Genomic DNA, 22,110 nt, shown 5'->3' on the forward strand with positions numbered 1-22,110 from the left:
ATTCGTTCAGGCGATGGATCAGTTATCGGGCAGGCGCATGGGCGCGTTCAGGGGCTCTCCGTCAAACATCACGTAATCGCTGCCCAACTGAACCCGGCCCTCGCAGAACCAGCGGACTACGATGGGGTAAAGAACGTGTTCCTTTTCCTGAACTTTCTCCGCCAGGGACTCCGGGGTATCGTCGGGTGCGATCGACACCTCTGCCTGGGCGATGACCGGCCCGCCGTCCAGTTCCTCTGTCACGAAGTGGATGGAGACCCCATGAACTTTGTCGCCGGCTTCCAGCGCTCGTTGATGGGTCTTCAGACCGGTGTACTTCGGCAGCAGAGAAGGGTGGATGTTCAGCATCTTGCCCCGGAAGGTGCGGACGAAACCGGTGGTCAGGATCCGCATGAAACCTGCCAGCACGATCAGATCCGGGTTATGGCGGAGAATCTCCGCCATAAGGGAAGCATCAAACTCCTCACGGGAGCCGAAATCCTTGTGGTTTACCACGAAGGCTTCAATGTTGGCCTGGGCTGCACGCTCCAGGGCGAAGGCCCCCGGCTGGTTACAGCCGACCGCAACAATCTGCCCGGGAAATTCCCGTTCACGGCTCGCGTCGATCAGTGCCTGCAGGTTGGTGCCGCTGCCGGAGGCTAACACCAGGATTCTCGGTAATGGGGTCTGATCTGCCTTCATGCCGACAGAAGTCCGGGTGCGTAGCGAACGGATGCCTCTGCGTCTTCGCTGTCCGCACTTTCGATGATACCGACCTGCCAGGCATGTTCGCCCAGTGCTTTGAGGGTATCCAGAGCCAGCTCCTTCTGGTTGGCAGGTACGCAGACGATCATGCCGATGCCGCAGTTAAAGGTACGGTACATCTCCTCGCTGGCCACACCGCCATTGTCCTTGAGCCACTGGAATACCGGAGGCAGCGTCCAGCTCGCGGTATCGATTGCGGCCACGCTGCCCCTTGGCAGTACCCGGGGAATGTTCTCTGGCAGTCCGCCGCCGGTGATATGGGACAGTGCACGCACGTCCACTTCACGAATGAGTTGAAGAAGATTTTTCACGTAAATCCGGGTGGGTGCCATCAGGGCGTTGGCCAGGGTGGTCTCGCCCATGGGCTGATTCAGGTCGGCGCTGCTCACTTCCAGGATTTTCCGGATCAGCGAATAGCCATTCGAGTGGGGGCCGGATGATCCCAGTGCGAGCAGGCTATCGCCGGACTGAACCCGGCTGCCGTCGATGATTTCACTGCGCTCGGCAACGCCGACACAGAAGCCCGCCAGGTCGTAGTCGTCGCCCTCGTACATGCCCGGCATCTCGGCAGTCTCGCCGCCCACCAGCGCACAGCCGGCCTGTTCGCAGCCTTCACCGATTCCGCCAACCACCTGGGCGGCAACATCGACGTTGAGTCTGCCGGTGGCGTAGTAATCCAGGAAAAACAGGGGTTCGGCACCGCCGACAACCAGATCGTTCACGCACATGGCGACCAGATCGATGCCAATGCTGTCGTGCTTGTTCAGTTGCATCGCCAGTCTGAGTTTGGTGCCCACCCCGTCGGTTCCGGAAACCAGAACCGGCTCATTGTAGCCGGCAGGAATCGAGACCATGGCGCCGAAGCCGCCGAGGCCGCCCAGAACTTCCGGGCGGCGGGTGCGCGCTGCGGTGTCCTTGATGCGGCTGACGAGTTCATTGCCGGCGTCTATATCAACGCCGGCATCACGGTAGGTCAGGGAGGGCTTCTGTTCGCTCATGGTGTACTTAACCGTTGGCCAGTGGGTCAGGTGGCGGATTTTAACAGGTGCAGTGTGGTGCTCCAAATGTATATTGCTTTTCTGAAACCCGGCGCCGCTACTCACACTCTGGACCATGGTGTATCCTATGCGCCATTCATGCGAACTGCAGGGTGTTTCATGTCAGTATCAGGACAAAAGCCGGCACATACATCAGTATCGGCAGCGTGGGTGTTTGTGTTGTTCACGTTTCTGCTGGGCGGGGTTTCCGGCCCGGCAGCCGCGGTAACGGTATCCGGCCTGTATTCTGCCAGGGTGCCCGTGGGCGGATCTTCCCCGGGCCAGCTTGCTGAAGGGTATTCAGATGGTTTGAGCCAGGTTCTGGTGCGTGTCTCGGGCACCAGGGACGTGCTGTCCCTGGAAGGCGTCGAAGCGCTGCTGTCTGACGCTGAGTCCTTGCTGCTATCTTATCAGGTAGTCCGGGACGACTCCGGTCAGAGCGTCCTGGACATGTCTTTCGGCGCGGTAGGTGTAAACCGGGCCCTGGCGTCAGTCAACGCGCCGGTGTGGGGCGCCAACCGCCCACTGACGCTTGCATGGATTGCGGCCGAGGAGCGTGGCTCCCGTACACTGATAACCGATGATACGCTGGGGGCTACCCTGCGCGTGCAGGAAACCAGCGGAACCTGGCAGGCCGCCTTTGACGCGGCAGCGAGAAAGCGGGGGCTGCCGGTGGCGCTGCCTCCAGCAAGTTTCACCACCGATCGGGAACTTTTGTCAGATATCTGGGGTCAGTTTGTTGGCCGGGTGAAGGCCGCATCGGGTGATCTGGAGCACGATGTGCTGGCGTTGGTGCGGGTCAGCCGCAGTGGTGAGCAGTGGCGTGCCGGTTGGGTTTTTGATGGCATGTCGATGAATTCGGGCGAGGAATCGGTAACCGGCCCGACCCCCGACGCTCTGGCCGAGGCGATGATTAATCGCTGGGCCGAGCTGTACGCCAGTCGCTATGCCGTTGACGCTGCAGAGGTTGGCGAGTCCCCGCAAGTGGATATTGTGTTGCGTGGTGTGACTTCGCTGGAGGACTATGCCAGGGTCAATCAGGTTCTCGGGGGGCTGACGCCGGTGGTCAGTGTGGGTGCACACCGGGTACGGGAAGACCAACTGACTCTGAGAGTCGCTTTTTCCGGTGAGCTGGATCAGCTCAGGGAATATATTGCCCTCGATCCGAGATTCGTCTCCCTGGGAACGGAAAACCCGTCTGTTCCGGCGGAAGTTCCGTCGGTAACAAGTCAGCCGTCGGCCGCGCCAGAAACGGAAACCGCCCAGGAAAGCGCCACTGAGCAACCGGCAGGCGCAGGGTCGCCGTTATCGTCAGGAGAATCAGAAAGCCCGTCCCTGTTTACCTACCAGCCGGTGCCCGTTGATGAAGAGGATGCCAGGCAGGCGTTCGAATCCCTGTACCAGGTTCTGTATTATCGTTGGCAACCGTCTTCTGTCATCGGGAGCGATGGCGGAGAGTAAGACGTTACCGGAGGGAGTCTTTTGAATTTGCACAGCTGGCGCTGGATTCCCAATGCCCTGACGTTTCTGCGCATTCTTCTGATAGCTCCCTTTGCAGGCGCGTTGCTGGCCGGAGATTACCGGTGGGCACTGGTGATTTTTTTTCTGGCGGCTGGCACGGATGCAATTGACGGGTTCCTGGCGCGGCACTTTAACTGGCGCACCAGGCTCGGAGCAATTGCCGATCCACTTGCCGACAAGGCCCTACTGATCACCGCCTACCTTATGCTTACACTGACCTCCGTTCTGCCGGTCTGGCTGTTCATGGTGGTTCTGGGGCGGGACCTGCTGATCGTGGCAGGCGCGCTGGCATACCATTACAGCGTTGGCCGCTACGATATGGAGCCGAGTATCCCTGGTAAGGTGAATACCTTCGTTCAGATTCTGGTGGCACTGGCGATCATTGTGCTGCTGGCCGATTTGTCCATGCCGACCTGGGTGGTGGATGCCGGCATCGTGCTGGTCGCCGCCTCGGCGGTGTTCAGTGGTGTTCATTACCTTTGTGTCTGGGGTTTGCGGGCCTGGAGGGCCAAACGGTCATGAGTGCATCCCAGCTGGTACTTGGCGTCAAGCTGCGTGACGATGCGCGCTTTGATAACTTCCACGGTGATCGCAACACGGATGCCGCGAAACGTCTGGAGGCGGTGTGTCATCGGCCCGCCAGGGTTCCCGTGGTTGTTCTGTGCGGAGATTCCGATACCGGGAAAAGTCACCTCCTGCAGGCGGTTTGCCATCGCAGCGAAAACCGTGGCAAGGCTGCGGTCTGCATCAGTATTGCCGAGCTGCACCCCTTTGGCCCCGGGGCACTTTCCGGCCTTGAGGCCCAGGACATCATTTGTCTGGATGACCTGGATCGCATTGCGGGTGACCGGTTGTGGGAAGAAGCCATCTTCCATTTGTATAACCGGATACAGGACCAGGGCGGACTGTTGGTGGTGGGTTTGTCGGACCTGCCCGCCAACCTGCCGTTCGAATTGCCAGACTTGGTATCGCGGCTGAGCCACGGCCTGACCATCCAGCTGGGGATCTACCGGGACGACGATCGACTGAAGATTCTGATGGCGCGGGCGGAAAAACGCGGTCTGGTGATGGCGGATGACGTCGCCGGCTACATTATGCGCCGGGCTCCCAGGCGGCTTGGGGATTTGCTGGGCATTCTGGATATACTGGATGAAAATTCACTTCAGGCGCAGCGAAGACTCACGATCCCGTTTGTGAAAACGGTCATGGGGTGGTGAAAGCCCGCGAAGCTATAGTGGCATCATAAAGAACGATACGTGCTTATTAGGGGAGAGACGAAATGAGACGGGTGGTATTCAACCAGAAAGGCGGTGTCGGCAAGTCCAGTATTACCTGCAATCTTGCCGCTATCAGTGCAGCTCGGGGAAAACGAACATTGGTTGTGGACCTGGACCCCCAGGGGAACTCCACCCATTATTTGCTGGGAAAGCCGGCCAGTGAGCTCAAGGACACTGCCGCTGATCTGCTTGAACAGACCGTCGCATTTACAGTATTCAATCGCCGCCCGGACGAATTCGTTCACGCAACACCGTTCAAAAACCTGTTTGTGATGCCGTCCAGTCCGGAGCTGGACTTCCTTGAGCGCAAGCTGGAGGCCAAGCACAAGATCTACAAGCTGCGCGAAGCCCTTAAAAAGCTGGAGGAAACCTTTGACGCCATCTACATCGATACGGCGCCTGCGCTCAACTTTTACACCCGGTCGGCACTCATTGCGGCCCAGCGCTGCCTGATCCCGTTCGATTGTGACGATTTTTCCCGTCAGGCTCTGTACAACATTCTCAATGAGATCCGTGATCTTCAGGAAGACCACAACGAAGACCTGGTTGTTGAGGGAATTATCGCCAATCAGTTCCAGCCCCGGGCCAGTTTGCCGAGACAGCTGGTCAGGGAGCTCATCGAAGAAGGCTTGCCCGTGTTGCCGGTGAGGCTATCGAGCTCCGTGAAAATGAAAGAGTCCCATCAGAGCCGGCAGCCCCTGATTCATATGGCGCCCAAGCACCCTCTGACACGCCAGTACGAGGACCTGTTTCGGGTTCTGCATGGCGAAACAGTGGAGCTGGAGCCACTGATTGACTGAAGTGAGACTGATATGACCAAACCCGATCATCCGATCAGGCAGGTTGCAGACAGCCTGTTGAACATTGAGATGGAATTACGGCAACTCGGGCTTTGGGAGTCGGAGTTGCCGCCTGAACAGGCTTTTCAGAGCACCAAGCCGTTTTGCATCGATACCCTGGAGTTCCACCAGTGGCTGCAGTTTGTGTTTGTGGCCAGAATGAAGGTGATTATTGAGAACGACCACCCGCTGCCGGCGGTTTCCGGCATGGCGCCCATGGCTGAGGAGCATTTTCGTGGCCGGCCAGAGCCCGGGAGCGCGCTGGTCAGGGAGCTGGAGGAAATCGACCGTTTGCTGTCCGGAGGCTGATCAGTCCAGCCTCATGGACAGATCCACGGCCCTGATGTCTTTGGTCAGTGCGCCAATCGAGATGAAATCCACGCCGGTTTCCGCGATCGGGACCAGGGTGGTTGAGTTAATCCCGCCAGAGGCCTCAAGTTTTGCCCTGCCAGCGGTCCTGGCGACCGCCGTGCGCATGTCTTCCAGCGAAAATTCGTCCAGCATGATGATGTCTGCCCCTGCATTCAGGGCCTGGTCCAGTTCGTCAAGGTTTTCGGTTTCCACTTCAACGGGTTTGCCCGGTGCGATCCGGTGAGCCGCCAGAATGGCATCGGCTATGGAGCCGCACGCGGCAATGTGGTTTTCCTTGATCAGAAACGCATCCCACAGGCCGATGCGATGGTTGTAACAGCCACCACAGGTAACCGCGTATTTCTGGGCCAGGCGCAGCCCGGGCAGGGTTTTCCGGGTATCAAGCAGGCGAACGCCAGTATGGGCCACCCTGGCCGCATATCCGGCGCAGGCGGTGGCGACGCCAGAGAGGGTCTGTAACCAGTTAAGGGCCGACCGTTCCGAGGTGAGCAAGCTTCTTGCGGGGCCTTCCATGGTGAAAAGTACCTGATCGGGTGACGCGGTTTCGCCATCGGTAACCTGCCAGCTAAGCGTCACCGAAGGATCAACCTGCCGGAAAACCTCTTCAACCCACTGACGACCGGCGATGGTGGCGGCTTCCCGGGTAATAACCCGGCCGCTGGCACGCTTTTCCGGCGGTATAAGCTTGGCCGTGATATCGCCGTCTCCAATATCTTCCCGCAGACTCTGGGCAACATTTTCGATTCTGGCCTGGCGGAGGATTTCTGCGGTGATCATAGGGAAGAGCGTCCGGTCGTTTGGGATGGAACAATGTTGAGGCTGGTCATTCTATAGGGCACTCGGGGAATCGCCAAACGCTCGCCGCCTGCCTGCTACTCTTAATGTTGGGCTGCTAAAGTGTGATGCAGGTCAGGTCTACACAAAAGGTGACAAATTCTGACACAACCTGACGCAGGCAGCTCGTATCATGTGAGGTGGAAAGAAGTTCAGATATTGGCCGATCAAGACCCGGAGCAGCTTCATGGCGCACGATAACAAGGTTGTCAGCTTTTCAGGCCAGAAACCGCCTGGCCGGTTTTCCTTGCCGGCTGCGCTGGTTCACCTGCGTGACGCCTCGGGTCAGTCACTGAAATCTGTTCTTGCCAGATTTTTTGATCGCGCCGACGATGCCCTGTTCGAACTTGCCGACCGGGCAGGTACTAACCTCGACCAGACAGCCTATTTTGATGCCATGCGTGAGCTCAGACTGCGCCGCAAGGCCATGGTGGTGTCGATGCTCCAGTATGTCAGCCAGGCGTTCAACGAAATCGGAAAGTTCCTGCCCCAACAGGCGACCGGCTCTCTGGAAGACATCGACCAGGATTCGCTCAGTCTGGTAGACCATTCACAGCTGGAGCAGCAGGTTGCCATCGATAACCTGATTAACAAGCTCCGGAATCGTTACCCAGAACAGATCCGCCTGTTGACTGTGCGGGTCGGCCATTTGGTACCGGGTATTAACCTGAAAGACGCGCAGATGCCCCTGAGCCCGGAAGTTATCTGTGGCGGGGTGGCTGAAGCCTGTGCCGATCTTGACATAGACATACGGGCCAAGCTGGTGGTCCTCAAGCTGTTTGACCGCCTGCTTGCCGACACACTGGGCGACTTCTATCAGGAGGCGAACCGGACGCTGATCAATGAGGGGGTGTTGCCGGAGATGAAGCGTCCGCCGGTCGGAAGAGGGTCAACCCGGCCCGGTCAACGGCCCGCAGGTGGTGGCACGGGGGCACCCTCCGGTGCTGATGTCTCGCCGGGCGCCCCCGCCGGTGAGAGTTATGGTGGGCCATGGTCCCGGGCGACCTTCTCCGAGCTCAGCGCACTGTTGCATCAGGGTGACGCCGCATCCGGTGGCCGAGGCCACGGTGGTGAAGGCTGCATCGATACTGATCGCCTTATGGCACGCCTGACGGAAGCGCAGTCCAACAGCCGGCAGTGGGGTGACGGTGTCGTCATGCCCCTTAATGAGCAGCTACAACCCATTCTCCGGGCTGGAGATGGCCAGAGCCTGAAGCCGGGGCAGGTGGACGGTGATGTAATCAATCTGGTGTCCATGTTGTTCGATTTTATTCTGGAAGATCGGCAGCTGCATCCGGTCATGAAGGCATTGATCGGGCGCCTGCAGATTCCGGTGCTGAAAGTCGCCCTGAGTGACAAGAACTTTTTCAATCGGGGCGGTCATCCGGTTCGTAAGCTGCTCAATGAGATGGCTTTGTCCGCGATCGGCTGGGCCGAGAAAAAAACCGGCCAGCGTGACCCCCTTCGGGAAAAGATAGAAGCTGTAGTCGACCGCGTTCTGAACGAATTCACCGACAACGTAGCCCTGTTCGAGGAGTTGCTGAAGGATTTCAGTTACTTCATGGATCTGGACCGCCGTCGCCGGGAACTCGTGGAGCAGCGCCTTCGGGATGCGGAAGAGGGGCGGGCCCGTCAGGAGCGTGCTTCGGAGGCGGCAGAAGGGCTGGTGCAGGAGCTGACTGAAAAGCATGCTATTCCGGAGCCGGTCACCGGCTTGCTCAACGAGGCCTGGGTCCGGTATCTGCAGTGGGTTGCGCTTCGGGAGGGTGAGGGCAGTGACCGCTGGCGGCATGCCCGCAAGCTGACGGAACAGCTGGTCTGGAGTGTGGATCCGCGCCCGGTCAGCGATTCAACCCGCAGCGAGTTGTTGCGGGCCATTCCGGCCATTGTTGATGACCTGCGCAAAGCTCTGCAGGAAATTTCCTGGGATCCGTTTGCCACCGATGCCGCCATCCGTGATCTGGAACTGGCCCATGTGGATGTATTCCAGAAGCTTGTGACCGCACCGTCACGGGAAGGGCCCCCTTCCGAGTTGCCGGCTGGTAATCTGGTTCAGTCTGAACCGGAACGCCCGGAGGACTACGCGTCGGCTGGCCCTGAGAGTCCGGAGGAATCCCGGGACGACGAGCCGGTTGCAGGGCCTGCTGCATCATCTGTTGAGGTTGCCGGGGGCGAAGCTGCCGAACAGCCTGAGCGCACCGGGGTGACGGGTTCGGTATCGCCGCAGTGGCAGGAAACAGCGGACGGCCTTCGGGTGGGGTCCTGGATTGAACTCATCCGCGATGAAACGCGGGTCCGGTGTAAACTCGCCGCTTTTATCAAGGCAACCGGGAAGTATATATTCGTTAACAGAAGCGGTGCCAAGGTTGCCGAATACCAGCGCCAGGCCCTGGCCGCAGACATGGAGGCGGGCCGAATCACCATGCTGGACGATGGCCTGATCTTCGATCGGGCACTGGAGTCAATTATTGATAACCTGCGGAACAGCCGTAGAGACTGACTCGTAGCAACCGGGGCAAGTTTGTGATTCAATCAGGGAGTGTAATCCTCTGAAACTTTTGGAATTATTTTGCCCGATTCAGACGTTTTGTCCGCGAGCCTTTCCGATTCCGGTTCCGACCGAAGTACGCTCCGTGAAACCGGGAAGATTCCCTTCGCCCGCTGGTGTCCCTCGCCAAACTTCGGGCCCCGCCCTGATGGCGCTGCCATTTCCCTGCTGGTTGTCCACAATATAAGCCTTCCTCCAGGGCGTTTCGGCGGCCCGGAAATTGAAAACTTCTTCTGCAATTGTCTCGATCACTCGGCCCACCCGTATTTCCGGACCATTGAAGGCATTCAGGTCTCGGCTCATCTGCTGATTCGTCGCGATGGAGCCGTTGTCCAGTTCGTCAGCCTGCTTGATCGCGCCTGGCATGCGGGCAGATCGAGTTTTGACGGGCAGGAAGAATGTAACGACTTCTCCATCGGGATTGAGCTGGAGGGCGCCGATGACGTCCCTTATACCTCCGGGCAATATCATCAGCTTGCACGTGTCGCCGATCTCATCATGCTGGCCTGGCCCGACATCACTGCCGGTCGCATTGCCGGCCATAGCGATATTGCGCCGGGCCGCAAAAGCGACCCGGGACCGGCGTTTGACTGGCAGCACTTCCGGGCAACCCTTAAGCAAATACGAGCAGCGAGGGAGAGCGTCTAGATGGTGCTGATTGTCTTTCTTCTTGCCTACATGGTGCGCAGACGTCTGGATTCCCTGGATCTGCTTTCCGGTGATGACGTCTGGCGCCGGTGGTTTCATCTGGGCAGTCGTGCCAGGGCGGGCCACGAAACGGAAATTGCAACCGGGTTGGCGCTGGTTCTGCTTCCGGCCTTGTTGCTGGGAGTGGCCGAGTATCTGCTGGTGGCCTCGGGCTGGCCGGTGGCGACTTACCCGCTGGAGTTCCTGGTTCTGGTGGTCATCATGGGAACACCCGGCTGGCGGCAGGTGCTCCGGCCTTATGCAGAAGCATGGCAACGGGGAGACATGCAATCGGCATGGCACCATGTGAAGGATCATTTGCCGGCGGAAGAGCGTGGCGCTGCATTGTCTCCGGAGGCAATGCATCTTTCCCTGTCCAGGACGCTGATGTTAACGGTGTTCCAGCGTTTCTTCCTGGTGGCTTTCTGGTACGCAGTCGGGGGAATCGGCGTGGCGGTTCTGGCCCGGGGGCTGGCTGCGCTCGCAGATCAGTGGCCCCAGGCGCCGGCTCGCCCCAGATTCGAAAGGCTATCGGAATGGGCGGGCTGGATTCCGGCAAGGCTGTTGTCACTGACATTCGGAATTGCCGGAGACCTTGCCGGCTGGTTGCGCGAAACCCGCCAGACCCTTACCGGCGTGACGAGAAAAGCCGGTGAGGTCCTAATGATTTCCGCCAACGGGGCGTTAACCGGATATGCTCTGGATCCTGCCCGTTTTTCCCGGATTCATCCGGATGAGTGGACAGCTTTCGGGGGGCGAAGCCTGAGCGCGATAAGGGATTTACTGAACAGAAGTATGCTCGTGTGGATCTGCACGCTCGCCTTGCTGGTGATTTCCGGCGTTGTCTGAGCAGAACTCCTGCGAAGTTACAGTTTAACAACAAATAATGCTCAAGTTTTTAAGACTTTAGGCGACAATATAAGAAAAGAACAATTGTTCAGTAGTTAATCGCCAGCAAGAGGGTCACCGTGAAGCACCTTATCAATCCTGCCATTGCCCTTATGAACCGGCTGCCGATGGTCTACAAATTCAGCCTCATCAGCATCCTGTTTCTGTTACCGATCAGTGGACTGTCATGGTTGGTTATCTCCGAGCTTAACCGCTCGGTTCAGGCCATGACCCGTGGCGTCGAGGGGCTTGAGCAACTGGAGCAGGTTGACCGGCTGGTCGATGCGGCAATGGATTACCGGGATTATCGTTCTCCGGCTGTGATCAAGGATGACGGGGCCATTATGGCCGCGTCAGAGGAAGCGGCCAGTGAAGTTGAGGCGAGGTTGGAGGCGCTGACTGCAGAGGAGCGTTCCTTTGATGCTTCCGGCTCCTGGACCGGACAGGTCGAGACACTCCGGCAGGACTGGCAGGCTCTGCGCGCCGACGATAACTACCTGGGCAGTTTCGATCCGCAATTCAAGTATTATCAGGAGTTCGTCCAGAAGGCCCAGGCCCTGTTGCCGGCGACCATTGAGATTTCCGGCCTCGGGCACGGGGCTTCGCGGGAAAATCTGCTGATCCTTGGCCTGGTTCGTGATTCACTTCCGGCGGCTCGCACCGTTATCGGACGGGCAAAATCCTACGGTATCTTTGCGCTGGTCGATGGGCAGGTAGGCTACGCCCTGAGTGAAACCCTGAATGAAATCTATGACCAGCTGACCAATCGCAGCTCGCTCCTTACTCCGGCGCTGTCTGTCGTCACTGAGTCGTCGCCCGCTCTGGTGGAGAAGTCGGGTGGGGCAATTCGCAGGGTTGACGAAAGCCTGATGATTGTTCGGGACCAGCTGGACCAGAATGTTATCACACCCATGCGCCTGGAAATGCCCTGGCAGGAATACGATGAGTTGATGTCAGAACAGCTGGCTCACTACGATCGGGTAAAAGCCGCCGCGTTTGAGGTGGTGAATGCCAACCTGCGGTCACGGCTCGATAGTGAGATGAGTCAGCGTCGCCTGATCATCATTGCACTGGTTGCCATTCTGCTGGTGGTTGTTTACCTCTACATCGGTTTCTTCATGTCGGTTCGTACCGCCATCAACCGTTTCAGTGAGGCCGCAAGGGGCGTTGCCGCCGGCGATATGACCACCCACATCATGTTGCATAACCGGGACGAACTGGGCGAACTGACAGCGGAGTTCAACAACATGACGGACCGGATCGCCGAACTGATACGGTCTGTCAGTCGTACCACGGCCGATGTGGATCAGCAGGCGACCCGGGTTAACGACACTGCAGCGGCCAACAGTGAGGCCGTGGCTCGCCAGATGGATGAGAGCGGCCAGATTAATGAGGCCATGAACCAGATGGTTGAAGCCGTGAACGAGGTCACCGAAAGTGCCCACAGGGTCGCCGACAGTGCCGGCAATGCCGAACGGGATACCGAAACCGGTCGTGGTGTGGTTGCCGATACTGTGGCAACCATTAATAAGCTGGCTGCCGAAATCTCGGGCGCGGTGGAGGTGATCAACAGGGTCAGTAAAGACAGCGACAATATCAGCCAGGTGTTGGTGGAAATCAAGGCCATTGCGGAACAGACCAATCTGCTGGCCCTGAATGCGGCGATTGAAGCCGCCAGGGCGGGCGAGCAGGGGCGCGGGTTTGCCGTGGTTGCCGATGAAGTCCGGTCATTGTCACAGCGCACTCACAAGTCGACCGAAGAGATTGAAGGGATGATCTCAAGGCTGCAGAGCGGTGTTAAGGACGCTGTGTCCGCCATGACCAACAGCCGGGATGTTACCGAAGCGACGGTGCAGAAATCCGGTGAGGTGACGCAGGCGCTGGATCGGATTGCCAATGGTATTGCGGTCATTGTGGATATGAGCCACCAGATCGCTCAGGCTGCGGAGGAGCAGTCCGCCGTCGCGAAGAACGTCAATTCGAACGTAGAGGAAATTGGCGAACTGGGCAAAAAGACCGCCGCAAACGCGGAGGAGACGCTGGGGTCCTCGAGGGAAATGTCGGAACGGACGGCTTCGCTTCAGCGGCTGGTGGAGGCCTTCAAGGTCTGACCGGCACGACGTTTGTGCTGACAAAAGGCGATTGCTCATCAGTCTGCGCCTGTTAATGTGACGACAGCTGTTGTACCTGCTCGGTCAGCATTTGGTTCACTGGTGTCCGGATGCCGAAGTCTTTTCCCAGCCTCGCCAGATAGCCGTTGATGAAGTTTATCTCCGTGGTGCGGCCCTTGAGAACATCAGCACGCATGGACGAGGTGTTGCGGGCAGTCTTGCGGGCAACCGTTTCTATCCTGTGACGAAGGGCTTCCGGCGTTTCCTCGCCCTGTCCGCTTGCTCGCATCAGATCTGATAGTTCGCGGCACAGACCGCGGATGGTGTCCCGATAGAGGGAAGAGGCAAGGATATCGCCGTTGGGGCAGTCCAGGATGGCGGTGTAGGGATTGATGCCGGCATTGATAATAAGCTTCTGCCAGAGCCGCTGGCGAATAGTCTGCTCGGGATGAATCGTCAGGCCGCCGGCGCTCAGTAACGCCACTGCCTTGTTGAGGTAGCTGCCAGCGGATTTGGTCATTGGCCCGATCCAGGTGTCACCGGTGCCGGCGTGGACCAGCAGATCCGGCTCCGGCCGGTTGGCGCCTTCGGTGGTACTGGCTGCCAGGATGGGGCGGTACGGCCAGTGGGCAGTCACCGTTTGCTGGCTGCCGAGGCCGTTCTGGAAAAGAATGATTGGGGAACTTTGGGGGAACCGGTCGATTACTCCGGCAATCGCCCCGAAGGTGTCGCCGGCCTTGGTGGTGACCAGAATCAGTTCGGGGTTGTCACCGGCCCTGAGCCAGGGAACCTCGATGATCGATTCCGGCCCATTGAAAGGCCGGAACCGATAGCGGATGGCCGCCCTGGGCGGTTCAGCAGGCCGGGCAATGAACGCAGCCCGGCCGGGATTCAATGAGGCGGCCCACAGCCGCCCCAGGGAACCTGCGCCCAGAATGGCGATCATGTCGGTTACATGGCCTCGATGTCGGCCCGCTGCTGGCTCAGGCGGGCCTGGCTGCTCTGGGCGTCACGGAGCTTTTCCTGCTCCTTTTCAACAACTTCGGCCGGTGCCTTGGCGGTAAACTTCTCGTTACCCAGCTTGCCTTCCAGGCGGCCAATTTCTTTCTGCAGGCGCTCCAGCTCCTTGTCCAGGCGCTTGAGCTCTGCATCCTTGTCGATCAGGCCGGCCATGGGGACCAGCACTTCCATTTCGCCAACAAGCTGGGTGGCAGACATCGGGGCTTTTTCGCCTTCAAACCAGTCCAGGCTCTCGAGCTTTGCCAGGGAGCTCAGGAACTGGCGGTTGTCGTTCATACGTCGCTGGTCTTCGGCGTCTTTGCTCCGCAGCAGGACCGGAATCTTTTTCGCCGGGGAGATATTCATCTCACCACGGATGTTCCGCACGGCCACGATGACCCCTTTGAGCCATTCAATGTCAGCGGTAACAGCAGCATCCTGCTTGGTGGCATCCGGCTGGGGGAAGGCTTGCAGCATGATGCTGTCGCCACTTTTGCCGGCCAGGGGCGCAATGCGCTGCCAGATTTCCTCGGTGATGAACGGCATCATCGGGTGGGCCAGGCGCAGGACCGCTTCCAGCACCCGGACCAGGGTGCGGCGGGTGCCACGCTTGGCTTCAGCACTGGCATTCTCATCGTTCAGAACCGGCTTGGACAGCTCCAGGAACCAGTCGCAGTATTCGTTCCAGATAAACTCGTACAACGCGTAGGCTGCGAGGTCGAAACGGTACTGGTCCAGGTGGCGGATCACATCCTGCTCACAACTCTGCAGTTCGCTGATGATCCAGCGGTCAGCCAGTGACAGCTCCACCGGCTCGTCGTTGACGCCGCAGTCTTCGCCTTCGGTGTTCATCAGCACGTAACGGGCGGCGTTCCACAGCTTGTTGCAGAAGTTGCGGTAGCCCTCCAGGCGCTTCATGTCCCAGTTGATGTCACGGCCGGTGGTGGCCATGGCCGCCAGGGTGAAGCGCAGGGCGTCAGTGCCATGAGCGGCAATACCCTCCGGGAATTCCTTCTGGGTGCGTTTGCCGATCTTCTCGGCCAGCTTGGGCTGCATCAGGTTGCCGGTGCGCTTCTCCAGCAGGTCATCCAGGCTGATGCCGTCGATCATGTCCAGCGGATCGATCACGTTGCCCTTGGACTTGGACATCTTGTCGCCGTGCTCGTCCCGGATCAGGCCGGTGACATACACGGTATGAAAGGGCACCTGGGGTGTGCCGTCTTCGTTCTTCATGAAGTGCATGGTCATCATGATCATCCGGGCAACCCAGAAGAAGATGATGTCGAAACCGGTGACCAGCACGTCGGTCGGATGGAACGTTTTCAGGCGCTCGGTGATCTCTGGCCAGCCCAGGGTGCCGAACGTCCACAGGGCAGAGCTGAACCACGTATCAAGAACGTCTTCATCCTGCTCGAGGGCGACATTGGCGTCCAATTTGTGCTTCTGGCGCACTTCATCTTCGCTGCGGCCCACGTAGATATTGCCGTCGGCGTCGTACCAGGCCGGAATGCGGTGGCCCCACCAGAGCTGGCGCGAGATACACCAATCCTGGATATCGCGCATCCAGGCGAAGTACATGTTTTCGTACTGCTTGGGTACGAACTGGATACGACCGTCTTCCACCGCTTCAATGGCCGGCTTGGCCAGGGTCTTGGCATCGGCAAACCACTGGTCGGTGAGCATGGGCTCGATAATCAGGCCCGACCGGTCACCGCGTGGAACGCTGAGTACGTGATCCTCGATGTTCTCGACCAGCCCCTCGGCTTCCATATCGGCAACAATTTGCTTGCGCGCCGCTTCGCGAGTCAAACCAGCGTAGGCGCCCGGCATGGTGCCGTCGAGTTCGGTGTTTTCGGTGCCGTCTGCATTGAACACCTCGGCCACGTCCCGGATGTTGGCGTCCTGGGTCATGACGTTAATCATCGGCAGGTTGTTGCGCTTGCCCACGGCATAGTCGTTGAAGTCATGGGCCGGGGTGATTTTCACGCAGCCGGAGCCCTTTTCCGGATCGGCATGGTGATCGGCCACGATGGGAATGCGGCGGTTCACCAGCGGCAGCAACACGTGCTTGCCAATCAGATGCTGGTAGCGCTCGTCTTCCGGGTGTACGGCCACGGCGGTGTCGCCGAGCATGGTTTCCGGTCGGGTGGTGGCGACCACCAGGTAGTCCTTGCCATCCCGGGTTTGCGCGCCGTCAGCCAGCGGGTAACGCAGGTGCCAGAAAAAGCCCTTCTCTTCCTTGTTTTCCACTTCCAGATCGGAGATGGCGGTGTGCAGTTTCGGGTCCCAGTTCACCAGCCGTTTGCCACGGTATACCAGGCCTTCATCGTACAGGCGGATAAACACTTCCTGAACGGCCTTGTAGAAGCCGTCGTCCATGGTGAAGCGTTCGTGGTCCCAGTCCACGGAGTTGCCGAGGCGGCGAATCTGGCGGGTGATGGTACCGCCGGAGTGTTCTTTCCAGTCCCAGATCCGTTTGATGAACTCGTCCCGACCCAGGTCGTGGCGGGTTTTGTCTTCTTCGGCGGCCAGTTTGCGTTCAACCACCATTTGGGTAGCGATGCCGGCATGGTCGGTGCCAACGGTCCAGAGTGCGTTTCGGCCCTGCATGCGTTTGAAGCGGGTGAGGGTGTCCATGATGGTGTGCTGGAACGCGTGGCCCATGTGCAGGCTGCCGGTGACGTTGGGCGGCGGGATGGCAATGCTGTAGGACTGGCCTTCACCGCTGGGGCGGAAGTACCCTTTGGATTCCCAGTTTTCGTACCACTGGCGCTCGATGTTTTCTGGCTGGTAGGTTTTTTCCATGGGGTTCTGCAGTGACCGTTGGTTGATTCACAAGGGAAAATTGAGACGCCCGATTATACATGGTCGCCGGTGATGCGGCGAACCTTGGAGGTGGGTTCTGTCAGTAGCCTGCTAGTTGTGTGCGAGGCGAGGTTGGGGACCACTTTCCAAAACACGCTACGAGCACATCCATGTGCGCTTGTTTCGGGCCGTCCATGGCCCTCAACAGTTTTGGAAAGTGGCCCCCAACCCCGCCGGTCCGAACTCGTGCAGTTCGCAGGAGTAACGGGCTGTGGAAAACGCAGGTCGGATCAGCGAAGCGTAATCCGACAAAAACCTACCCCCGTTTCCTCTGATCATGCACCCGGGGCTCAATCCCCAGAGTCCTCAACTGCTTGAAATGCGACCGCGCCTGATTGAGAACGTTCGGATCGTTATGGGCAACCAGAGCAAGCCGTTTAAACCGGTCAGCATCAGGCGGCAATGTTGCAGAAAGTATGATCACCGTGTCCCAGTCCTCGGCAACAGGCGGGCAGAGCAAGATACCGACGGGGTCCGGACAGGTGGTGGCGGAGTCGGGAACGACGCTGTGGGGGATGAATGCATCAGGGCTGAAGCTCCACAGCAGGTCGTCCAGTTCTTCGGCGTGCCTGGCGGTATCGCAGACGATGCACACGCGGTCACCCTGCCGCCAGGCTTTGTCCACGAGTCTGGCGGCGTGGAGGTTGCGGGCGGCGGGGGAGTTCTGGGCGAGAATGTGGAACCAGTAGCGTTGGTTCCGGTCTTCCTGGCCGGAGGGGCCGGCAGCGGGGCTGCCGGTCTCCGGGCTGCCTTGCCCGTGGATAGTGGCCGGGTTACTTTCCTGCATGGGACATCAGGTAGTCGACCAGCAGGGGTACCGGGCGGCCCGAGGAGCCTTTGGCTTTGCCGGAGTGCCAGGCGGTGCCGGCGATGTCCAGATGGGCCCAGCGGTAATCCTTGGTGAACCGGGACAGGAAGCAGGCGGCAGTGATGGTGCCGGCGGGGCGGCCCCCGATGTTGGCCATGTCGGCGAAGTTGCTGTCGAGCTGGCTCTGGTATTCGTCCCACAGGGGCAGGCGCCAGGCGCGGTCACCGGCGCGTTCGCCGGCAGCCAGCAGTTCGTTGGCCAGGTCGTCGTTATTGGCAAGCAGGCCGGTGGCGTGGTTGCCCAGGGCGATGATGCAGGCACCGGTGAGGGTGGCCAGATCAATGACTGCGGCCGGGTCGAATTTCTTCACGTAGGTGAGGGCGTCACACAGTACCAGGCGGCCTTCGGCGTCGGTGTTGAGGATTTCAACGGTCATGCCGGAGAGGGTGGTGACGATGTCGCCCGGGCGCGAGGCGCCGCCGTCCGGCATGTTCTCCGCTGCGGCGATCACGCCCACTACGTTAATCTTGGGCCGGGTTTCGGCCAGGACCTGCATGGCGCCGAATACGCTGGCGGAGCCGCCCATGTCGTATTTCATTTCATCCATGCCTTCACCGGGTTTGAGGCTGATGCCGCCGGTGTCGAAGGTGATGCCTTTGCCCACCAGGACATGAGGCTTGTCCTTGGCCTTACCGCCACGGTATTCCATCACGATCAGTCTCGGGGGCTGGGTGCTGCCTTTGCCCACGGCCAGGATGGTGTTCATGCCCATCTTTTCCATCTGCTTTTCATCAAGCACGTCGGTCTTGATGCAGTCATGGTCCTCCGCCAGCTTCTTCGCCTGCTGAGCCAGCCATTCCGGGTGGCAGATGTTGGGTGGGGTGTTGCCCAGGTCGCGGGTGAGGTTCATGCCGCGGCCGGTGGCGAGGCCGAGATTGAACGCATCTTTCAGGTCTTTGGCAGCACTCGAGGCAACTACCGCTACTTTATTCAGTTTGCGGGCTGCCGGCTTTTCACTCTTGAAGTCGCTGAAGGTGTAAAGCTGATCTTCCAGGGTGCGGCCGATAAGGCTGAGGCGGGCGGCTTCGGAGCTTACCGCGTCTTCGCCGGTTACGGGGGTGTCTGCGAGGGCGACGGCGATGCTTTTCGAGGGACCATCCTTCAGGGCTGTCATCATGGCGATCAGGGCCTTGCGGTAATTCGCCGGCGTTCGATCACTATCGTTACCCGTGCCAACCACCAGCAGACGACCCCAGGGCTGATCTGTCAGCGGAATGGCCGCCGTGGTGGCGTTCTTGCCGGTAAGGTCGCCGGCTTTCTGGAGTTTTTTGATCAGCCCGCCCAGCGCCTCGTCTGCCTGGTTGGTGGATTGCGGCCAGGTGCCTTTTTCGGGCAAGCCGACAACGAGGCAGTCTGCTTTGGTGCTGTTGATGGCTTTATTGCTCAGGCTGAAATTCATGGCAACTCCTGTTGATTGTTCGGGAGACGTCCGCCAGAGGCGGGCAATCGTGCTTGAATGTTATCCAGTTTAGCATTGGGGCTGGCAAGGATATTATCAAGCGGTTGGTCCCGCTTGCCGGCCTGGCCGGCCCTTCATGCCGGTGTAATGCCGCTGCTCTGTCATTCGGCATCAAGGTTACATAGAATACGCGCTGTTCCCAGCATCCTCCACGTTTCACCGGATACGGCCAGAGAGAGCGATTTGAGCATCATTTTCCGTTACCTCATACGCCAGGCCATGATCAGCATGGTTGCCGTTTCGGGCATCCTGTTGCTGGTGTTTATGAGTGGCCGTTTCCTGAAGTACCTCGACAGCGCAGCTGAAGGGAGCATTTCGGCCGGGGTGCTGTTTGAAATCATGGCGTATCGATTCCCCGGTTTTCTTGAGCTGATACTGCCACTGGGGCTGTTCATCGGAATTCTGCTGGCCTACGGGCGAATGTATCTCGAAAGCGAGATGACGGTGCTCCATGCCTGCGGTGTGAGCAATAAGGCATTGCTTGGTAAGACTCTGATTGGCAGCTTTCCGGTAATGATCATTGTCGGGGCCATGAGCCTCTATGTTTCGCCGTGGGGAATGAAGCAGGTTGAAGACATTATCAACGAGCAGCGCAAGGCCACGGAGTTTGAAATGCTGGCGCCCGGGCGGTTCCAGGATTTTGCCTCAGGCGGGCGGGTGACCTATACCGAAAGTCTCAGCGAGGACAAGCGTCAGTTGCGGGGCGTTTTCATTGCCGAATATGCGCAGGATGGTAATGGCCTGACCATTATCACCGCCGAAACAGGTTCGCAGCTGATAGATTCGGAAACCGGCAGTCGCTTTCTCATACTCGAAGAGGGAGGCAGGTTCGAGGGCGTCGCTGGCCAACTCGATTACAAGCTGATTGATTTTGAAGCCTATGGCCTGAGGATCGAGAGCGGCAAAACCGGGGCCCAGGAACTTGAGAAAGGGATCAGCACCCTGAGCCTGATGCAGTCAGACAATCCCGGAGACCGGGCACTGCTTCACTGGCGTCTTTCCCTGCCATTGATTGTTCCGGTCGTTGCCTTGCTGGCGGTGAGCCTGAGCCGGGTCAACCCCCGGCAGGGCCGCTTTTTTCATCTGTTGCCGGCGATGCTGGTTTACATCACCTACCTCGGCCTGCTTATTGTGGCCCGGGACTGGCTGGCTGCGGGCAAGGTGCCCGAGTGGGTCGGCATGCTCTGGGTGCATGGGTTGTTCACGGCCCTGGGTCTCTGGCTCCAGTTCGGTCCTGGCTGGCTGCACCGGCGGCGTATAGCCAGGGAGGGAGGCGTGCATGCGCAGGGTTGACGGCTATGTAATGCGCACGGTTGGCGGCGCCATTTTTCTGGTGATGGTTGTTGTGCTGTCGCTGGATCTGGTGTTTGCGTTCATTGCCGAGCTGGAAAATACCCGCAACGACTACCAGACGCTTCAGGTGCTCTGGCATATTCTCCTGACTGTGCCGCGCCGGATCTACGATTACCTTCCGCTCGGCGCTTTCATGGGCTGCCTGATTGGCCTCGGCTCCATGGCCAGTTCCTCGGAACTCACGGTCATTCGCGCCGCCGGGGTGTCGCTCAGGCGTATTGTCTGGTCGGCCATGAAGCCGGCGCTCGTAGTGGTCTTGCTGGGGCTTGTGATCGGCGAGTATGTTGCACCTCCGGCGGAACGCGTGGCCCAGAGCGACAAGGCCGTGGCCCTCGGCGCGGGAAGAAATGTGGCTTCGGCGTCTGGCGTCTGGCACAAGGAGGGGGATGTCTATATCCACCTGAACGCAGTCCAGCCGAACGGCGTGCTGCACGGTGTCTCCCGGTTCCGCTTCGACGACGATCGTCTGTTGATCTCGGCCAGCTTTGCCGAACGGGCAATTTTCCAGGGCGACTACTGGCTGCTGGAGAATGTCCGCACCACGAATTTTGAGGGCAATAGAACTGCTCGCTCTGAAAGCCAGACCCTGAGATGGGAGACAGGTTTGTCCCCAGGTGTACTGAGCGTTCTGATTGTTAAACCAGAAAATCTCTCCATGACGGGCCTGTACACCTACGCCAGATATCTCGGGGAGCAGCGCCTGAATGCCTCGCGATACTGGCTTGCCTTCTGGAAAAAAGCACTGATGCCGCTGGGCACGGCCGTCATGGTACTGGTTGCCATATCCTTCATCTTTGGCCCCCTGCGCTCTGTCACCATGGGTTTCCGGGTGTTCACGGGGCTGCTGGTGGGGCTTCTGTTCAAATACATGCAGGACCTGCTGGGGCCCATGAGCCTGCTCTACGGGTTTAACCCGATGCTGGCGGTGCTGGTGCCCATTGCGGTCAATGCAGTGGTGGGCGCAATCCTGATGCGCCGGGCCGGATGATCAGCCCGGTTACACGGCCGGTTTTCATCTGTTCGCAGACTGCTTCTTTCCGGATTCCTTGGGTAAGGAGATAACCAAGCTGCCGGACAGCCGGTCTGTAACGGAAAGGCCGTTGATAGGGTAAAACAGGGCGATCATAGCCGGAACTGAAAGGAATAGTGTTGCTGCGCCCAGGTAGTGGCTTGCGAGCAGGGCCAGGAAGATGACCGCCGCGGCCGTCACATAGCGGATCAGCGCCTGGGTCCAGCTTACGGAAGTGCCGTCCAGGTTCTCGATGCGGACTCGCCACACCTGCATCCCCAGGGTTTGCCCGACGCGTGTCCAGAAGTAGGCAAAAAACAGGTACAGCACCAGGAACAGCACGAAGGTCAAGCCGGGGTCACCGGAAAGCTGGCCTGCCTCGGCCATCTGCTCGTAGCGGTCCCAGCCAGTGACCCATCCGGCAACCATGGTGTAGGCCCAGGTGACTACCAATAGCACGGCAATGCTGATCAAACCGTCGTAAATAATCGCCAGGGCCCGTTTCAGGGCGGTGGCCGGGGGGGATAGTTCCTCGGCGTCGTGGAAGCGTCGGGGCATGGAATCTCCTGTGATGTTTCACGTTTTTCCTGTTCTCGGCGTGTGCTAGAGTAGCGGATTTGCACAAGCATGTAAGCATTCGTATTCAATCGCGGACCCGGCGGCATTCCCGGCGGGTTTCTGGAAAGGTATCAAAGGGCT

19 protein-coding genes are annotated in these 22,110 nt (G+C 59.2%); 11 read left to right on the forward strand and 8 right to left on the reverse strand.

Annotated features, from left to right (window positions below):
• Positions 1-18: 18 nt before the first annotated feature.
• Complete coding sequence (purN, locus tag NLK58_RS00285; protein ID WP_341581667.1) at positions 19-681, reverse strand: phosphoribosylglycinamide formyltransferase; 663 nt, start codon at positions 679-681, stop codon at positions 19-21.
• Positions 678-1,742, reverse strand: a complete 1,065-nt coding sequence (gene purM / locus NLK58_RS00290) for a phosphoribosylformylglycinamidine cyclo-ligase (protein ID WP_117620488.1) — start codon at positions 1,740-1,742, stop codon at positions 678-680. Before purM ends, purN begins: the two co-directional genes overlap by 4 nt.
• Positions 1,743-1,961: 219 nt before the next feature.
• Between purM and NLK58_RS00295 the strand changes: the two genes are divergently transcribed.
• The 5 genes from NLK58_RS00295 (at position 1,962) to NLK58_RS00315 (ending at position 5,727) form a co-directional block, all read left to right on the forward strand.
• Positions 1,962-3,242: a DUF2066 domain-containing protein gene (locus tag NLK58_RS00295; protein ID WP_376788060.1), complete on the forward strand. Its 1,281-nt coding sequence runs from the start codon at positions 1,962-1,964 to the stop codon at positions 3,240-3,242.
• Positions 3,243-3,269: 27 nt separating this feature from the next.
• Positions 3,270-3,824: a CDP-alcohol phosphatidyltransferase family protein gene (locus tag NLK58_RS00300; RefSeq protein ID WP_117620489.1), complete on the forward strand. Its 555-nt coding sequence runs from the start codon at positions 3,270-3,272 to the stop codon at positions 3,822-3,824.
• A complete protein-coding gene (hda, locus tag NLK58_RS00305) occupies positions 3,821-4,519 on the forward strand; it encodes a DnaA regulatory inactivator Hda (protein WP_341581670.1) in 699 nt (232 codons plus the stop codon). Before NLK58_RS00300 ends, hda begins: the two co-directional genes overlap by 4 nt.
• Positions 4,520-4,581: 62 nt before the next feature.
• Entirely contained in the window at positions 4,582-5,379 is a 798-nt protein-coding gene (locus NLK58_RS00310; protein WP_117620186.1) for a ParA family protein, read from the forward strand.
• Between the two features lie 12 nt (positions 5,380-5,391).
• Complete coding sequence (locus NLK58_RS00315) at positions 5,392-5,727, forward strand: YqcC family protein (protein ID WP_117620187.1); 336 nt, start codon at positions 5,392-5,394, stop codon at positions 5,725-5,727.
• On the opposite strand, the gene nadC is transcribed toward NLK58_RS00315, so the two are convergent.
• Positions 5,728-6,567 (reverse strand): carboxylating nicotinate-nucleotide diphosphorylase, encoded by an 840-nt coding sequence (nadC, locus tag NLK58_RS00320; RefSeq protein WP_117620188.1) that lies wholly within the window; start codon positions 6,565-6,567, stop codon positions 5,728-5,730.
• Positions 6,568-6,811: 244 nt separating this feature from the next.
• Between nadC and NLK58_RS00325 the strand changes: the two genes are divergently transcribed.
• The 4 genes from NLK58_RS00325 (at position 6,812) to NLK58_RS00340 (ending at position 12,858) form a co-directional block, all read left to right on the forward strand.
• Positions 6,812-9,124 (forward strand): DUF1631 domain-containing protein, encoded by a 2,313-nt coding sequence (locus NLK58_RS00325; protein ID WP_117620189.1) that lies wholly within the window; start codon positions 6,812-6,814, stop codon positions 9,122-9,124.
• A 69-nt stretch (positions 9,125-9,193) separates the two neighbouring features.
• A complete protein-coding gene (gene ampD, locus NLK58_RS00330; RefSeq protein ID WP_117620190.1) occupies positions 9,194-9,820 on the forward strand; it encodes a 1,6-anhydro-N-acetylmuramyl-L-alanine amidase AmpD in 627 nt (208 codons plus the stop codon).
• The gene (locus NLK58_RS00335) at positions 9,821-10,708 is read left to right on the forward strand and encodes a histidine kinase (RefSeq protein WP_117620191.1); all 888 of its coding nucleotides are present in this window, start codon (positions 9,821-9,823) and stop codon (positions 10,706-10,708) included.
• Positions 10,709-10,827: 119 nt separating this feature from the next.
• Positions 10,828-12,858, forward strand: coding sequence for a methyl-accepting chemotaxis protein (locus tag NLK58_RS00340; RefSeq protein WP_117620192.1), 2,031 nt, complete (start codon positions 10,828-10,830; stop codon positions 12,856-12,858).
• 52 nt (positions 12,859-12,910) lie between these two features.
• On the opposite strand, the gene NLK58_RS00345 is transcribed toward NLK58_RS00340, so the two are convergent.
• The 4 genes from NLK58_RS00345 to NLK58_RS00360 form a co-directional block, all read right to left on the reverse strand.
• Complete coding sequence (locus NLK58_RS00345) at positions 12,911-13,804, reverse strand: 2-dehydropantoate 2-reductase (protein WP_341581672.1); 894 nt, start codon at positions 13,802-13,804, stop codon at positions 12,911-12,913.
• Positions 13,805-13,809: 5 nt separating this feature from the next.
• Complete coding sequence (locus NLK58_RS00350) at positions 13,810-16,662, reverse strand: valine--tRNA ligase (protein ID WP_341581673.1); 2,853 nt, start codon at positions 16,660-16,662, stop codon at positions 13,810-13,812.
• A 316-nt stretch (positions 16,663-16,978) separates the two neighbouring features.
• On the reverse strand, positions 16,979-17,509 hold the full coding sequence (locus NLK58_RS00355) for a DNA polymerase III subunit chi (protein WP_117620195.1): 531 nt from the start codon (positions 17,507-17,509) through the stop codon (positions 16,979-16,981).
• Positions 17,496-18,989, reverse strand: coding sequence for a leucyl aminopeptidase (locus NLK58_RS00360; RefSeq protein ID WP_117620196.1), 1,494 nt, complete (start codon positions 18,987-18,989; stop codon positions 17,496-17,498). The genes NLK58_RS00355 and NLK58_RS00360 overlap by 14 nt, the downstream gene beginning before the upstream one ends.
• A gap of 243 nt (positions 18,990-19,232) precedes the next feature.
• Here NLK58_RS00360 and lptF point away from each other — a divergent pair, with 243 nt between their 5' ends.
• A complete protein-coding gene (gene lptF / locus NLK58_RS00365) occupies positions 19,233-20,342 on the forward strand; it encodes an LPS export ABC transporter permease LptF (protein ID WP_341581674.1) in 1,110 nt (369 codons plus the stop codon).
• A complete protein-coding gene (gene lptG, locus NLK58_RS00370) occupies positions 20,329-21,390 on the forward strand; it encodes an LPS export ABC transporter permease LptG (protein WP_117620197.1) in 1,062 nt (353 codons plus the stop codon). Before lptF ends, lptG begins: the two co-directional genes overlap by 14 nt.
• 24 nt (positions 21,391-21,414) lie before the next feature.
• Here lptG and NLK58_RS00375 read toward each other — a convergent pair whose 3' ends face one another.
• Positions 21,415-21,969 carry an RDD family protein gene (locus tag NLK58_RS00375; RefSeq protein WP_117620198.1) on the reverse strand — a complete coding sequence of 185 codons (555 nt, stop codon included), beginning with the start codon at positions 21,967-21,969 and terminating at the stop codon, positions 21,415-21,417.
• Positions 21,970-22,110: the final 141 nt, after the last annotated feature.

It is taken from the genome of Marinobacter metalliresistant (assembly GCF_038098645.1).
Taxonomy (GTDB): domain Bacteria; phylum Pseudomonadota; class Gammaproteobacteria; order Pseudomonadales; family Oleiphilaceae; genus Marinobacter; species Marinobacter metalliresistant.